This is a genomic window from Actinosynnema sp. CA-299493 (genome assembly GCF_050946825.1).
In the GTDB taxonomy this organism is placed as follows: domain Bacteria; phylum Actinomycetota; class Actinomycetes; order Mycobacteriales; family Pseudonocardiaceae; genus Actinosynnema.
Genome location: NZ_CP191993.1, coordinates 356,011 through 371,374, shown reverse-complemented (window position 1 = coordinate 371,374; position 15,364 = coordinate 356,011). Strand labels below are relative to the sequence as shown.

The following is a 15,364-nucleotide window of genomic DNA, read 5'->3' as shown; positions in this document are numbered from 1 at the left end:
CCCGGTTCCACCGGCGCCGGCTCCGGCGGCGGTTCCGCGATCGTGTTGTCGAGCTGTGGCGCTTCGGCCGGCGGCTCCACCGCCGGTGGCTGCGCCTTCGATCTGTCTTCGCTCATCCCGAATCCCCCCACAGCGGTGTCCCCCGACCCCACCGACAAGGGGACCACACCGCCGTCGTCGGGTGCACGGTGTCTGCGCCAACACAATGTCTCGGTTCTGCCAAGGTCGGCTTTCCCGACCGGGTGTACTGCCGCGCGTCCTTCGTGCCGGGGAGCTGCCGGACCGTGCGACGATGAGCCGGTGGAGATCACCGTTGGCGTGGGCGCCGGTGCACGCCACCTCGGCGTGGACCGGGTGGTCGACCTCGGGCCCCTGCACCCGTCGGCGCACGGCGCGTACCGGTTGCGGCTGACGGTCCGGGACGACGAGGTCATCACCGCCGCCGCTCCCCTGGTCGGCCACCTGCACCGGGGCGCGGAGAAGCTGTTCGAGGTCCGCGACTACCGGCAGGTCCTCACCCTCGCCAACCGGCACGACTGGCTCGCCGCCTTCTGCAACGAGCTGGCCGTCGCGCTGGCCGTGGAGCGCATGACCGGCATGGACGTCCCGCCGCGCGCCCAAGCGCTGCGGGTCCTGCTGTGCGAACTGAACCGGATCATGGCGCACCTGGTGTTCCTCGCGCCGCTCACCGGCACGCGCGACCGCGACGCCGTGCAGGCCGTGCTGGAAGAGGCGTCCGGCGGCCGGATCCACTTCATGGCCAACCGGATCGGCGGCCTGCGCGAGGACGTGCCCGCCGGCTGGACCGGCCGGGTGCGCGAGGTGCTGTCCACTGTGGACCCCGGTGAGGCGCCGGAGGGGTTGGCGGGCCTCGGGGTCCTCGACCGGGACGCCGCGCTCGCGTTCGGCGTCACCGGTCCGATCGGCCGGGCGTCCGGAGTGGACTCCGACCTGCGCCGCGACGACCCGCTGCCCGGCTACCGGAACCTCGACGTGCGGCCCGTGGTCCGCACCGAGGGCGACGCGCTGGCCCGCGTCCGCAACCTGGTGGACGAGGTCCACCAGTCCGTCGCGCTCGCGAACCAGTGCCTGGACCGGCTGCCTGCCGGCCCGGTGAACCTGCGGCTGCCCAAGGCGGTCAAAGCGCCCGAGGGCTCGGTCTACACGTGGGTCGAGGCGCCGCTGGGCACGTCCGGCGTGCACCTCGCGTCACGGGGCGAGAAGACGCCGTGGCGGCTGAAGCTGCGCACCCCGTCGTTCAACAACGTCCAGGCCCTGTCCGCGCTGCTGCCCGGCACGAAGGTCGCCGACCTGCCCGCGGTGCTCGGGTCGTTCGCCGTGGTCGTCGGCGACATCGACAAGTAGGGCCCTAGTCCTCGCGGCGACGACGGCGGCGCGGCGAGTCGCCACCGCCGAACGCGGCGAGCAGCTCGCTGACCGACTTGCCGTCCGCGTGCGCCCCGGCGGGCTCGACGGGTTCCGGCGCGCCGCGCCTGCCGGCCGGCTTCGGGGTGTCCTCCCACGAGTCCCAGCGCTCTTCGGCCCGACGACGGCCGCCCGCCTCGGCCGCGGGTTCGGCGGCCCGGCGACGGCCCTCGGGCGTCACGGAGGCCGACGCGGAATCCGCCGAACGACCGCCGATCGACTCCGGCTCGGCCACCGGTCGGTGCCCGCCGGCCGGCTCGGCCGCGCGACGCGACCGGCGCGCGTCCTCCTCGGCCAGCGCCCGGCGCGCGGGGTCCGGCACCGGGACGTGCTCACCGGTCAGCTCGGCCCGCGTCGCGGGTCGGCGCACCGGGTCGGGCCGGCCGGCGGGCCGCTGCTCGCCGGTCGTGCCGGTCCGACGACCGGCCTCACCCGCGTCGGGACGCCCCGCGGACCGCTGCTCACCGGTCTGCTCGGGACGACCCACGGGCCGGTGCTCGCCGGTCTGGTCCGGTCGGGCGGCGGGTCGACGGCCGGGCTCGACCGGGCGGTGCTCACCGGTCGCGTCGGCGCGCGGCGCGGGCCGACGCGCCTCCACCGGGCGGTGCTCGCCGGTCAGCTCGGCGCGCGTGCTCGACGGTCGGCGCGGGTCCGCGGGCACGGAGCGCTGCTCCCCGGTCGACTCGGTCCTCGGCACGGCCCGCTGCTCGCCCGTCCGCCGCACGGCGCCGCCCGCGCCCTCCGGCCGCCGCGCGGTCTCCTCGGCCAGCGCCTCCCGGCTGATCATCTCGGTCCGGTCGGCCACCCGGCTGCGCCGCTGCACGGTGTGCTCGGTCTTCGACGGCTCGGCGGGCCGACCGGCCGGGGCCGCCGGCGGGGTCGGTCGCGCCGCCACGTCCCGGCCGACCCGTTCCGTCGGCTCCTGCTTGGCCGCCTCCCGCCGCACCACCACCGGCGGCGTCGGCCGGGGCTGGGCCGCCGCGCGGGCGGGCTCGCGGCGCACCGGCTGGGCCTGCTCGCGCCGCGCGGGCTCGGGACGCGTCGGTTCGGGACGCCGAACCTGCTCCTTGCGCGAGGTCTCGACGGTGACCCGCTCGATCAGCTCGGTCCGCTCGACCCGCTCCACCTGCGGCGTCTCCGCGGCCTTCTTCGTCACCGGCACGGCGGGACCGGCGTTGATGATCCGCTTGTCACCCACCGCCATCAACCGCGACTGGTCGGACAGGGCGCGCATCCGGGTCGACTCGGCCCGCAACGCCACCCGCTCGACCAGCACCTCGCCGCCGAGCAGGGCCTCCAGGTTCTCGCGCAGGGCGCGCAGCTCGCCGCGCAGCGCGTCCAGGTCGTCCTTGGCCTCTTCCTGAACCCGCTTGCGGGTCTCGGCCTCGACCTCCAGCTCGTACTCGCGACGAGCCGCGATCTCGCGTTCCAGTTCGAGCTCGTAGACCGACTGGAGGTCGGCGACCTCGTCCTCGCGGTCGGTGACCTGCCTGCGGTAGCGGGCCGCCAGGAACGCGCCGACCAGCGCCGCCCACAGCGCGGCGACGACGGCCAGCCGCAGCCAGCGGGCGTTGTCGCTCAGCACCAGCACCGCCGCGGCACCGAGGGCGAGCGCCAATGCCGCTACCAGCAGTAGTCGCCCCGGACCACGACCGTGATCTTGCTGCTCGTCATCGTCCGACGCGCCTCGCCCGGTCATGGCGTCTACCGTACCGGTCAGTTACCCGATTGAGACCTCGGTGTCCGCATCTATCGATCGAGGTGCGGGTCGTCGGGCGTCTTGCAGCACCGTTCCAGCCACAACGCGGCGGCGATGAGCAGCCCGGCGCAGACCGCTCCGACGCTCGCGCTGAGCACGTCGTGACCGGCCGCCTCGAACGCGCCGCGCGCCGGCAGCACGTACACCAGCACGCCCGCCCACGCGCCCAGCATGATCGCGCCGAGCAACGACGACGCCTTGGCGAACGCCACCGCCCGTGCCGCGGTCAACGGCTCGACGGGCCGCGCGCCCGGCTTGCGCAGGATGCGGGCGCGCAGCGAGAACGCCAGCCAGAGGTTCACCGCCGCGATCACCAGCAGGGTGAAACCGGCGAACGTCGGCAGCGGCGGCAGGGTGTCGTAGGCGAGCCTGATCAGCAGGTGCGCGAGCAGGCCCGCGACGAGTCCGGCGGCGAGCAGGTCACGGGGTTTGGTGAACCTCACCCCACCATCGTCCCCGACTACTCGACCAGCGCGGTGCCGCGCCCGCCGAACAGCGACAGCTCGGGCAGCCACGGCCCGGGATCGGTGTCCCAGTCCAGGGCGCGCACCTGGTCGTCGTCACGCCGCCCGCCGAGCACGCGCAGCAGCTCGAACGACGACGTCCGCAACGCGCCCGCCGGCCCGCCCTCGCCGAGGACGCGGTCGCCGTGCTCCAACGTGACCCGCAGCGCGGGCAGGTGCTTGGCCCGCAGCCGCTTGTCCAGGTCCTGCAACGGCCGCGTCAACGCCGCCCGCACGGCCACGGTGTCCCGCTCGCCCGGCTGTCCCGGCGCGGTCCGGATGTCGTGCTCGTGCGAGATGACCTCGGCGATGAGCACCGCGCCCGCCGGCGAGTCGCTGATCACGTCAGGCGGAGATCATCCCGTCGGGTGACGCCGCCGAGGTCGAGGCCGGCGAGCAGGTCGCGCGCCGGACCGTGCCCCGGCACGACCGCGTCCGGCTCCACGTCCAGCCACGGCGCCAGCACGGACGCGCGGTCGTGCGCGCCGGGGTGCGGCAGCAGCAGCTCCGGGTCCGTCGACCGCACGCCATCCACCGTCACGACGTCCACGTCCAGCGTGCGCGGACCCCACCGCAGCTCCCTGACCCGCCCGGCCGCCCGCTCCAGCTCCTGCCCACGCCGGAGCCAGCCCCACTCGTCCACGTCGCCGGCGACGACCAGCACCGCGTTGAGGAAGTCGCCCTGGTCCGTCACGCCCCACGGCGCCGTCTCGTACACCGGCGAGGCCGCCACCAGCACGTCGGCGAACCCGGCCACCGCGAGCCGCAGGTAGCCCAGCCGGTCGCCCAGGTTCGAGCCGAGCGACAGCACCGCCCTGGTCACGCGTGCGCCCCCATCACGCGTGCGCCCTAGTCACGCGTGCGCCGGATCGTCACCGAGACGTCCTCGAACGCCAGCGGGATCGGGGCCGACGGCTTGTGCACGGTCACCTCGGTCGCCCGCACCCGCAGGTCGGTCATCACCTCGTCGGCGACCTTGCCCGCCACCGTCTCGATCAGGTCGTACGGCCCACCGGCCACGATCGCCGCCGCGCGCTCGGCCAGCTCGCCGTAGTGCAGCGTCTCCCGCAGGTCGTCCGTGGCCGCCGCGCGCGACAGGTCCAGCCACGCGGTGACGTCGACCAGGAAGTCCTGGCCGTCGCGCTTCTCGTGCTCGAACACGCCGTGGAACCCGCGCACCCGCAGGCCGCGCAACGAGATCCGATCGGAAATCCCGCCCACCTCCGCCGATCCACCCGGGTCAGGGCGCATGCCCGTCCCTCCACGCCCGCGCCACGGCCACCGCGTCCAACGACCGGTCGACGTCGTGCACCCGCACGCCCCACGCCCCGACGAAGGCCGCCAACGCCGACACCGCCGCCGTCGCGTCCTCCCGGCCGTCCGGCGCCCGGTCACCCAGCAGCGCGCCGAGGAACCTCTTGCGCGACGCGCCCACCAGCACCGGGAAACCCAGCTCCAGCAACGAGCCGAGCCCGTGCAGCAGCTGCCAGTTGTGCGTGGCGTCCTTCGCGAACCCCAGCCCGGGGTCGAGGATGATGTCGTCCGACGCCACGCCGGCGGCCAGGGCGGCGTCCACCTGGCGGCACAGCTCGTCGCGCACGTCGCGCACCACGTCGTCGTACGCGGCCAGCCGGTCCATCCGCCTGCTGTGCCCGCGCCAGTGCATCAGCACGTACGGCACGCCCGCCGACGCCACCAGGGGCGCCATCGCCGGGTCGGCCAGCCCGCCGGACACGTCGTTCACGATCGACGCGCCCGCGTCCAGCGCCGCCCGCGCCACCTCGGCCCGCGTGGTGTCCACGCTGACCGGCACGCCCTCCGCGACCAGCGCCTCGACCACCGGCGCGACCCGCGCGGCCTCGACCTCCGCCGACACCCGCTCCGCTCCGGGGCGGGTCGACTCGCCGCCGACGTCGACCAGGTCCGCGCCGCGGCGGAACAGGGCCACGCCGTGCGCCACCGCGTCGTCCAGGTCGAGGTACCGGCCGCCGTCGGAGAACGAGTCCGGGGTCACGTTGAGCACGCCCATCACCACGCAGTGCCCCGGCCTGGGCACGCTCACCGCAACCGCCCCTTGATCAGGTCGATCGCCTCGGCCCGCGACGACGCCGAGTCGCGCAGCAGCCCGCGCACCGCCGACGTCGTGGTCCGCGAGCCCGGCTTGCGCACCCCGCGCATGGCCATGCACAGGTGCTCGGCCTCGACCACCACGATCACGCCGCGCGGGTCGAGCCGGCGCATCAGCGCGTCCGCCACCTGCGACGTCAGCCGCTCCTGCACCTGGGGCCGCTTGGCGTACAGGTCGACCAGGCGGGCCAGCTTCGACAACCCGGTCACCCGGCCGTGCTCGTTCGGGATGTACCCGACGTGCGCGACGCCGTGGAACGGCAGCAGGTGGTGCTCGCAGAACGAGAACATCGGGATGTCGGTGACCAGCACCAGCTCCTCGTGGCTCTCGTCGAACGTCTTCGCCAGCACGCTGTCCGGGTCGGTGTGCAGCCCGGCGAACAGCTCCCGGTACGCCCGCGCCACCCGGGCCGGCGTGTCGCGCAGCCCTTCGCGCTCCGGGTCCTCACCGCACGCGAGCAGCAGCTCGCGCACCGCCGCCTCGGCCCGCTTCTGGTCGAAGGGCCGGCGCGCGAGACCGGCCCCCCCGTTCGCGGAGAGGCCGGTCTGGTCGATCGCGGTGCCGTGCTCGGTCACGTGCGGTTGTCCGGGTCCGTGTCGAAGGACCGCTTCCCCGCTTCCGCGTCCGTCGGCTCCGGCCGCCACTGCGGTGGCTGCGGTGCGCCGCCGGGCGCCGTCGCGGGGGTCCACCCGGGAGGCGCGCCGTAGTTCGGCGGACCGGACGACGGGTGCTGCTGTTGCTGCGGGTAGGCCTGCGGGTACGGCTGCGGTTGCGGCTGTGCCTGCGGGTGCTGTGCCTGCGGGTGCGGGGTCAGCACGCCGTTGTGGCCGTTCGGCGGCGTGGGCGTCGGGTCCTGGACCGGCGGTTCGTCGTCCAGGGTGTCCTCGATGGCCGGCGGCCACGGCTCGCCGCGCTCCTTGGCCAGTTCCGCCGGGGTCTTGACCGGCGGCTTGTCCGACGGGGTGCGGTTGCCGAACTGGTTGAACTGGGTGATCCGCGGTCGCTTCTCGACCTCGGCGAAGATCCGCTCCAGGTCCTTCTGGTGCAGCGTCTCCTTCTCGATCAGCTCCAGCGTCAGCGCGTCGAGCACGTCGCGGTAGGTGTTGAGCACCTCGTACGCCTCGGTGTGCGCGGCCTCGATCAGCTTGCGCACTTCCTCGTCGATCTCGTGCGCGACCTCGAGCGAGTAGTCGGCCTGCCGGCCCGCCGTGCGGCCGAGGAACGGCTCGCCCTGCTCCTGGCCGTACTTGACCGCGCCGAGCCGGGCGGACATGCCGTACTCGGTGACCATCGCGCGGGCGATCTTGGTCGCCTGCTCGATGTCGTTGGACGCGCCCGTGGTCGGCTCGTGGAAGACCAGCTCCTCGGCGGAGCGGCCACCCAGCGCGAACACCAGCCGGGCGATCATCTCGGACCTGGTCATCAGGTCCTTGTCCTCCTCGGGCACGGAGAGGGTGTGACCACCCGTCCGGCCGCGGGCGAGGATCGTGACCTTGTAGACCGGGTCGATGTCCGGCATCGCCCACGCGGCCAGGGCGTGCCCGGCCTCGTGGTAGGCGGTGATCTTCTTCTCCTTCTCGGAGATGACCCGGCTCTTGCGCGCCGGACCGCCGATCACCCGGTCCACCGACTCCTCCAGCTCGACGCTGGTGATGATGGTGCCGTTCTTGCGCGCGGTGAGCAGCGCGGCCTCGTTGACCACGTTGGCCAGGTCGGCGCCCGAGAAGCCCACGGTGCGCTTGGCCAGGCCGTCGAGGTCCGCTTCCGGGGCCAACGGCTTGCCCTTGGCGTGCACGCGCAGGATCTGCTTGCGACCCTTCAGGTCCGGCGCGGACACCGGGATCTGCCGGTCGAAGCGGCCGGGGCGCAGCAGCGCCGGGTCGAGGATGTCGGGCCGGTTGGTCGCCGCGATCAGGATGATCCCGCCGCGCGAGTCGAAGCCGTCCATCTCGACCAGGAGCTGGTTGAGGGTCTGCTCCCGCTCGTCGTGCCCGCCGCCCATGCCGGCGCCGCGGTGGCGGCCGACCGCGTCGATCTCGTCGACGAAGATGATGCACGGCGCGTTCTGCTTCGCCTGCTCGAACAGGTCGCGGACGCGCGAGGCGCCGACGCCGACGAACATCTCGACGAAGTCCGAGCCGGAGATCGAGTAGAACGGCACGCCCGCCTCGCCGGCCACGGCGCGCGCGAGCAGCGTCTTGCCGGTGCCGGGCGGGCCGTAGAGCAGCACGCCCTTGGGGATCTTCGCGCCCAGGGCCTGGTAGCGGCCCGGGTTCTGCAGGAAGTCCTTGATCTCGTAGAGCTCTTCGACAGCCTCCTCGGCGCCCGCGACGTCACCGAACGTCGTCTTGGGCATGTCCTTGGAGAGCTGCTTTGCCTTCGACTTGCCGAAGTTCAGGACGCGGTTGCCGCCGCCCTGGGAGTTGTTCATCATCCACATCAGCAGGAGCAGCAGCAGACCCAGCGGGATCATGTACAGCAGCATCTGCATCAGGAACGAGTCCTGCGTGACCTTGGTCTCCACGACGGGCTTGTTGCCCGCTTGGTCGAGGATGGTGAAGACCTCGTCCGTCGAGCTCGCCGGGAACTGGGCGCGCACGCGGTTGCTGCCCTCGACGGTCACCCCGTCGTTGAGGGTGAGCTTGAGGAGCTGCTCCTTGTCCTCGATCGTGGCTTCCTTGACCTGGCCGTCCCGGATCTGTTGCAGTGCCTGGGACGTCTTGATCGGGGCGTAGCCCCGGTTGTCGTCGAAGAGCACGTTGAAGGCGTAAAAGAGCAACAACACCGCCACGATCCACAGCAGCGGGTTGCGAAGCAGGCGCTTGCGGTCCATGCACTTACGGCCGGCGGGCGGCCTCGACCCTCCCTGACTTGTCGACGGGCGCAGACGGGCACACCCGTCCGACCAGACTACCGCCCGTGGCTCGGGCGAAGCGCTCCGCGTGCGGGCCCTGTCGCGTCTTGTCCGGACCAACGGGTGAGGAGCCCTTGGGGTTCCCGTGGTGACCGCGAACACGGATCGCAGGTCAACGAGGTTCGGCCGGTCGGCTCATCCGGCCGTGAACCGGCGAGGTCCCGGGCCCGTAGTCACTCACGAGGGGTCATCGCCTACTAGCAGGTAGCGACAACTTGAGGGCCACTCGGGTGACATGGAACACGAGAGTTTGTCATGTGAGTGAGCCGTGTCATCCTCGGCAACCAACCGAGTGTTCCTCACCCACCCGAAAGGGTGAACACCGACCGAAGGTACGAAGCATGTCAGCTCGCAACCCGGACCGCCCCGGCCGCCTCCGCCGCGTCCTCCTGCCCGTGGGCGCGCTGCTCGGCGTCATCGCCGCCGCGGGCGTCACCGTGGTGGCCCTGCGAGCCACCAGCGGACCCGAGTGCCAGGGCACCCTACCGCTCAAGATCGCGGTGACCCCCGCGATCGAGGAAGTGGTGCGCGGCGCGGCCGACGACTACCAGGCGACCCAGCCGATCGTGGACGGCAAGTGCGTGCAGGTGCAGGTCGAGGCGCGCGGCGCCGCCGACGTGGCCAACGACCTGCCGACCGCGCAGATCAACCCGCCCGCGCTGTGGGTGCCGGACTCGTCCATGTGGGCGGCCGAGACCCAGCGGCAGGCCGGTGACGAGGGCGAGGACGCGCCGCGGCTGGAGATCCACGACCCGCTGGCGGGCTCGCCGCTGGTGATCGCGGGCTCGGCGGGCGCCATGACCGCGCTCGGCTGGCCGATCACGCCCGTGAGCTGGGCGAAGGTCGTCGACCCGAGGGTGCCGGTGACGCTGAGCGACCCGACCACGTCCACCGAGGGCCTGGCCACGCTCGCGGTCATCCGGGCGCAGCTGGGCAACCCGGACGGCACGCCGAAGCCCGAGCTGATCGGCGCGCTGCTGCGGGTCGGCCGCAACGCGCTGCCGTCCGTGCGCGACGCGTTCGGCAAGGTCGTGCAGGGCTCGGACGACGCGCCCGTGTTCACCGCCTCGGAGCAGTCCGTGCTGTCGGCCAACCGGGCGGCCGGGACGCGCCGGGTCGTCGCCTCCTACCCCAAGGAGGGCACGGTCTCGTTCGACTACCCCGTGGTGCGGGTGAGCCGGTTGAGCGAGCAGGCGGGCACCGCGCAGGCCGCGGTCGGCTTCGAGCAGGCGTTGCGCACCGTCCGGACCGCCCAGCGGTTCGCCGAGGCCGGTTTCCGCACGCCGGACGGCAAGGCGCCCGGCGGCTGGACGAACGAGGAGCACGGCGTGCGCGGCGACGACGTGACCGTGCTGAGGACGCCGGACCCGGACCAGGTCTCCGAGCTGCTGCGCACGTGGGGCGCGGTCAGCCTGGACACCCGGCTGCTCGCGGTGCTGGACGTGTCCGGCTCGATGGCCGAGAAGATGAGCAACGGCCAGACCCGGGTCGAGGCGGCCAAGGAGGCGGCGCTGACCGCGTTGGGCATGCTGCCCGACACCTCGGAGATCGGCCTGTGGGCGTTCTCGACGAACAAGAAGCCGCCGAACGACTGGATCGAGCTGGTGCCGGTCGGCCCGCTCGGCGAGCCGATCGGCGGCGCGCCGCGCCGGGTGCAGCTGCAGAAGGGCGCCGGCAACCTGCCCGCCCTGGTCGGCGGCGGCACGGCGTTGCACGAGACGGCGCTGGCCGCGTTCCGGCACGTGCAGCAGACCTACGACCCGTCGAAGATCAACTCGGTCACGCTGATCACCGACGGCAGCAACGACGACATCTCCAGCATCGACCTGCCCGGCCTGCTGGCCACGTTGAGGCAGGAGGCCGACCCGTCGCGGCCGGTGCCGATGATCATGGTGGGGCTGGGCGCGGACGCGGACATGAACGCGTTGCGGCAGATCGCCGAGGCCACCGGCGGCAAGGCCTACCAGGCGATGGAGCCCGAGGACATCCGCGGCGTGCTGCTGGACGGCATCTCGCAGCGGCGCTGCCGGCCGAACTGTTAGCGGTGCCGGATTGCCGCTGCTCCGCAGCCGGCCGGCGGCACCATGATGGCACCACCCCACCACCACCCCGCCACCCCGCCGCGAGGTCGCGTCGGTCGTTCGTGACTCATTTTCCGGCGATCACGCTCTTCGATCGTCGGAAAACGAGTCACGAACGACCGACTTCCAGGCGACCTCGCCGCCGTCTGCGAAGCAGCGGCCATTTACACCGAGTAGACCTTGGGGTCCAAGGTGCCGATGTAGGGCAGGTCGCGGTAGCGCTCGGCGTAGTCCAGGCCGTAGCCGACCACGAACTCGTTCGGGATCTCGAAGCCGACGTACTTCACCGGCACCTCGACCTTCACCGCGTCCGGCTTGCGCAGCAGCGTGCAGACCTCCAGCGACCGCGGCTTGCGCGACGCCAGGTTCTTGAGCAGCCACGACAGCGTGAGGCCCGAGTCGATGATGTCCTCGACGATGACCACGTCGCGGTCCGCGATGTCCCGGTCGAGGTCCTTGAGGATGCGCACCACGCCGGAGGACGAGGTCGACGAGCCGTAGGAGCTCACCGCCATGAACTCCAGCTGCACCGGCACCGGCAACGCCCTGGCCAGGTCGGTCATGAACATCACCGCGCCCTTGAGCACGGTGATCAGCACCAGGTCGTTCCCACCGTCGGCCGGGTAGTCAGCCGCGACCTTGTTGGCCAGCTCGGTGACCTTGTCGCTGATCTCCTGCTCGCTGATGAGCACGGAGCTGATGTCGCCGTCGTACACGGACGGTTCCCCTTTTGTCATGACTGCACTGGTTCCACTCGCAGCCTGCCATGCGCACGCCGCGCCACAAAGCCGCCGGGCAGCCACACGCCGCCCTGCCCGCGCCACTCGCTCACCAGCGCGTCCACCCGGCGCAGGTGCGAGTCGGACAACTCGGGCACGTTCTCCGCCAGCAGCCAACGGCGCAGGACGCGGCGGCGCAGGGCGGTCGGCAGGCGGCCGACGTCGGCCACCGAGCGGCGGTCGCCGTCGAACGCCTCGGCCAGCTCGTCCAGCGCGTCGTTGTCCTCGCGCAGGTGGGCGGCGGTGCGGGCGAGGGCGTCGGCCACACCGCCCTGGAGCACGTCCTCCAGCAGCGGCAGGACCTCTCGGCGCAGGCGGACCCTGGTGTAGCGCGGGTCCTCGTTGTGCGGGTCGCGCCACGGCGTGAGGCCGAGTTCGTCACATGCGGCCTCCGTCACGGCGCGGGGCACCCGCAGCAGCGGACGGCCCCACGGCGGGTCGTGCGCGCGCATCCCGGCGATGCTGCGCGGTCCGGAGCCCCGCCCGAGGCCGAGCAGGACGGTCTCGGCCTGGTCGTCCCTGGTGTGGCCGAGCAGGACCAGGCCGCGCTCCGGTCTCAGCGCCGCGTACCTGGCCTTGCGCGCGGCGGCCTCAGGTCCACCCGATCCGGTGACCTCCACCCGGCGCACCTCGGCGGTCAGGCCCAACTCGCGGCACGTGCGCGCGGCCCGTTCGGCGACCTGGGCCGAGTCGGCTTGCAGGCCGTGGTCCACGACGACCGCGCCCGCCTCGGTCAGCCCGGCCGTGACGGCGGCCAGGGCGAGCGAGTCCGCGCCGCCGCTGACGGCCACCGTCACCCGGTCGGGCCGGTGTTCGGCGAGGAAGCGCTTGACGGCCGTGCGCACCTCGGCGAGCGGTCCGTTCACGGTTGGACGCGGCGCAGCCAACCAGCCGGGTCGGCGATCTCCGCCCGCGTCGGCAGGGTGTCGGCGCTGGTCCAGACGGTGTTGAAGCGCTCCATGCCGACCGCGTCGACCACGTGCCCGGTGAACGCCGCGCCCTCCGCGTACTGGCGGACCTTCGCCTCGACGCCGAGGAGCGTGCGCAGGATCCGGTCCAGCACGCCACCGCCCTGGCGGCGGGCGGTGAAGCGCTCGCGGATCGTGCGGACCGACGGCACGACCTCCGGGCCGACGGCGTCCATCACGTGGTCGGCGTGGCCCTCCAGCAACGTCGACAGGGCGATGAGCCGGTCGAGCACCTCGCGCTGGCCGGGGCTCTGCAGCAGCTCCACCAGGCCGCCCGACTCGCGCAGCCGCTTCGGCAGGTCGCGCAGGCGTGGCGCGGAGCCCTCGTCCATGCTGCCGAGCAGGGTGGCGACCAGGCCCGCGAAGTGCCCGGCGAGCCACGGCACGGCGGTGAACTGGAGGCGGTGGGTGCCCTCGTGCAGGCAGACCCACATGCTGAAGTCCTCGCCGGGGACGTCGAGGGCGCGTTGCGCGCCGACGATGTTCGGCGCGACCAGCAGCAGCCTGCCGCCCTCGGAGAACGGGTCGTACTGGCCGAGCACCCGGCCGCTGAGGAAGGCGATGACGACGCCCGCCTGCACGCCCGCCGTGCCCGCGAGGACGCCGCCGAACGCGCCGGACTGCTTGGGCAGGGCGCCGTCGGTGAGGGCGGCGAGGCCCTGCACGGCGGCCCGCACCCAGCCCGGCCGGTCCACCACCTCGCCCTGCGCGAGCGGCATGCCGTGACCGAGGCCGGTGAGCTCGCGGACGTGCACCTCGGCGTCGACGGCGAGTTCCCGCAGGCGGTGCACGGCGATGTCGGCCTCGGCTCTGGGCACGATCGGGCCGGGCCGGACGAGCCTGGTCGCCGTGGTGACGGCCAGGGCCCAATCGACCGGGGCACTGCGGTCCTGCGTCGCCGGGTTCACCCTCCTGACGCTACCTGCGCCGACCGCCCCCACAACACTCCCGCGTCCACGTCCTGAGCGCTCACTTCGCCTGTTCCGAACGTAGGACTCTCGCGCGAGTCCTACGTTCACGTCGCGCGAGTCCTACGTTCGGAACAGGCGTGTCCTACGTTCAGGCACCCCGAGTTGAACGCTCAGAACGGTCAGCAGCCGCACGTGCGCAGCGCGGCGGCCATCTCGTCCAGCGCGCCGCGCACCTTGGCGTTGTTCTGCTCGGGGCTCAACGACATGAACGCGAACACCAGCAGCCGGCCGTCGGCGTCCACCACCACGCCCGCGAGCGTGTTCACGGAGGTCAGCGTGCCCGTCTTGGCCCGCACCCAGCCCCGACCGCCCGCGCCCCACTGCTCGTAGCGGGTCGCCAGCGTGCCGCTGCCGCCCGCCACCGGCAGGGCCGTCAGCAACGGCCGCAGCTCGGCCGTCTCCGGGTCGGACGCGTCCGGCTCCGCCGCCGCCACGAGCACGTCGGCCAGCAGCTTCGCGGGCACCTTGTCGTTCGGCGACAACCCGCTGCCGTCCACGACCGCGGCCGTCGACAGGTCGAACCCGTGCTCGGTCAGCACCTGCCGCACCGCCTGCGCCGCCCCCGCGAACGACGGCTCCAGCCCACGCGCCTTGGCCACCTCGCGCGCCATCGTCTCGGCCAGCACGTTGTCCGAGATCTGCATCAGGTTCTCGACCAGCTGCTCCACCGTCGCGGACTTCACCTCGCCGAGCACCTGCGCGTCCTGCGCCGCCACGACCGGGGCCGGCACCGACGGCACGCCGAGCCGCTGCGCCAACGCCTGGGCGGCCGTCGCCGCGGGCGTGGCCGTGCGCGGCGTGTCGTACTTGGTCGGGTCGCCGCGCCCGCCGTCCAGCATCACCGGCTCGATCGGCGCGACGTACCCGTTCGGCACGTCGCTGGGGTCCCAGCCGGGCGCGGTGCCCGGTCCCACGTACCGCGACACGTCGTACTGGACCTGCGTCACCTGGCCGCCGGACGCGCGGACCTGCGCGGCCAGCTCGTCGACCGTGGGCGCGCCGGGGTACACGGTCGTCTCGCCGGCGGGCCGGGACGACAACGTCGGGTCGCCGCCGCCCACCAGCACGACCGCGCCCGGCTGCGCGCCGCGCACGACCTTCGTCGAGAACCGGGCCGAGTGGTCGAGGGCCAGCAGCGCCGCCGCCGCGGTCAGGACCTTGATCGTGGACGCGGGCGTCTGCGGCGTCGTCTCGCCCTGGTTCCACAGCGCCGCGCCGGTCGCCGGGTCCACCACCAGGCCCGTCAACGGCGCCAGCAGCCCGTTCGCCGCGGGACCGGCCAGCACCGCGCCCACGCCCGCCGCCGTGGCCTGCTTGCCCTCCGCGCCGACGCCCTTCACCGACAACGACACCGGCGCGGGTGGCAGCGGCGCGGCCGTCGTCGCCGCGGGCGTGGCGTCGAACCACCCCCGCTGCGCGCCGACCACCGCCGTGCCGGCGAGCGCGATCACCAGCAGCGCCGCGGCGGCCAACACGAACGGGCGCTTGCGCCGCCGCGTCGGAGGCGACGGCTCTTCACGTTCCGTGATCGGTTCAGGGACCGGTTCAGGTTCCGACTTGATCTCGGTCGCCGGCGCGGGCGACGGTGGCGCGACGGGCTTCGGCGGCACCCGCACGGGCTTGGCCGGCACCGGCGCCGGTATCCGCATGGTGGGCGGGTCAGGCCGCCTGACCTGCACCGTCGGCGGCTCGCGGTCGACCTCGTCGCCGTCGAAAGTCGGCCACGATGGCTCGTCGGGCACGCAGTCCTCCGCGGTCGAGTACGGGCAACGTCACACCCTCTGCCAGGGGTTGACGAGACGACGTAGTCCACACTAGTGGCGTAACGAACGGCGA

General features: G+C 73.3%; 14 protein-coding genes. 2 read left to right on the top strand and 12 right to left on the bottom strand.

Annotated elements, in window-relative coordinates; all coding sequences use genetic code 11:
- The first annotated feature begins 300 nt into the window (after positions 1-300).
- On the top strand, positions 301-1,365 hold the full coding sequence (locus tag ACQPYE_RS01855; protein ID WP_498718781.1) for an NADH-quinone oxidoreductase subunit D: 1,065 nt from the start codon (positions 301-303) through the stop codon (positions 1,363-1,365).
- 4 nt (positions 1,366-1,369) lie between these two features.
- Here ACQPYE_RS01855 and ACQPYE_RS01850 read toward each other — a convergent pair whose 3' ends face one another.
- The 8 genes from ACQPYE_RS01850 to ftsH are packed head-to-tail and all read right to left on the bottom strand — an operon-like array spanning position 1,370 to position 8,648.
- The gene (locus ACQPYE_RS01850; RefSeq protein WP_498718780.1) at positions 1,370-3,124 is read right to left on the bottom strand and encodes a DUF6779 domain-containing protein; all 1,755 of its coding nucleotides are present in this window, start codon (positions 3,122-3,124) and stop codon (positions 1,370-1,372) included.
- 50 nt (positions 3,125-3,174) lie between these two features.
- On the bottom strand, positions 3,175-3,627 hold the full coding sequence (locus ACQPYE_RS01845; RefSeq protein ID WP_498718779.1) for a DUF3180 domain-containing protein: 453 nt from the start codon (positions 3,625-3,627) through the stop codon (positions 3,175-3,177).
- Positions 3,628-3,644: 17 nt separating this feature from the next.
- Positions 3,645-4,031 (bottom strand): hypothetical protein, encoded by a 387-nt coding sequence (locus ACQPYE_RS01840; protein ID WP_498718778.1) that lies wholly within the window; start codon positions 4,029-4,031, stop codon positions 3,645-3,647.
- The gene (folK, locus tag ACQPYE_RS01835; protein ID WP_498718777.1) at positions 4,028-4,510 is read right to left on the bottom strand and encodes a 2-amino-4-hydroxy-6-hydroxymethyldihydropteridine diphosphokinase; all 483 of its coding nucleotides are present in this window, start codon (positions 4,508-4,510) and stop codon (positions 4,028-4,030) included. Before folK ends, ACQPYE_RS01840 begins: the two co-directional genes overlap by 4 nt.
- 26 nt (positions 4,511-4,536) lie before the next feature.
- A complete protein-coding gene (folB, locus tag ACQPYE_RS01830; protein ID WP_498722819.1) occupies positions 4,537-4,899 on the bottom strand; it encodes a dihydroneopterin aldolase in 363 nt (120 codons plus the stop codon).
- 28 nt (positions 4,900-4,927) lie between these two features.
- Positions 4,928-5,716, bottom strand: coding sequence for a dihydropteroate synthase (folP, locus tag ACQPYE_RS01825; protein WP_498722818.1), 789 nt, complete (start codon positions 5,714-5,716; stop codon positions 4,928-4,930).
- Between the two features lie 29 nt (positions 5,717-5,745).
- A complete protein-coding gene (gene folE, locus ACQPYE_RS01820) occupies positions 5,746-6,369 on the bottom strand; it encodes a GTP cyclohydrolase I FolE (RefSeq protein ID WP_498722817.1) in 624 nt (207 codons plus the stop codon).
- A 17-nt stretch (positions 6,370-6,386) separates the two neighbouring features.
- Positions 6,387-8,648, bottom strand: coding sequence for an ATP-dependent zinc metalloprotease FtsH (gene ftsH, locus ACQPYE_RS01815; protein ID WP_498718776.1), 2,262 nt, complete (start codon positions 8,646-8,648; stop codon positions 6,387-6,389).
- A gap of 422 nt (positions 8,649-9,070) precedes the next feature.
- Between ftsH and ACQPYE_RS01810 the strand changes: the two genes are divergently transcribed.
- Positions 9,071-10,771 (top strand): substrate-binding and VWA domain-containing protein, encoded by a 1,701-nt coding sequence (locus tag ACQPYE_RS01810; RefSeq protein ID WP_498718775.1) that lies wholly within the window; start codon positions 9,071-9,073, stop codon positions 10,769-10,771.
- Between the two features lie 203 nt (positions 10,772-10,974).
- Here the strand turns inward: ACQPYE_RS01810 and hpt are convergent, their stop codons facing one another.
- The 4 genes from hpt to dacB form a co-directional block, all read right to left on the bottom strand.
- Complete coding sequence (gene hpt / locus ACQPYE_RS01805) at positions 10,975-11,526, bottom strand: hypoxanthine phosphoribosyltransferase (RefSeq protein ID WP_498722816.1); 552 nt, start codon at positions 11,524-11,526, stop codon at positions 10,975-10,977.
- Positions 11,527-11,543: 17 nt separating this feature from the next.
- Entirely contained in the window at positions 11,544-12,455 is a 912-nt protein-coding gene (gene tilS, locus ACQPYE_RS01800; RefSeq protein ID WP_498718774.1) for a tRNA lysidine(34) synthetase TilS, read from the bottom strand.
- Positions 12,452-13,465, bottom strand: coding sequence for a zinc-dependent metalloprotease (locus ACQPYE_RS01795; RefSeq protein ID WP_498718773.1), 1,014 nt, complete (start codon positions 13,463-13,465; stop codon positions 12,452-12,454). Before ACQPYE_RS01795 ends, tilS begins: the two co-directional genes overlap by 4 nt.
- A gap of 182 nt (positions 13,466-13,647) precedes the next feature.
- Complete coding sequence (dacB, locus tag ACQPYE_RS01790; protein ID WP_498718772.1) at positions 13,648-15,270, bottom strand: D-alanyl-D-alanine carboxypeptidase/D-alanyl-D-alanine endopeptidase; 1,623 nt, start codon at positions 15,268-15,270, stop codon at positions 13,648-13,650.
- Positions 15,271-15,364 lie beyond the last annotated feature (94 nt).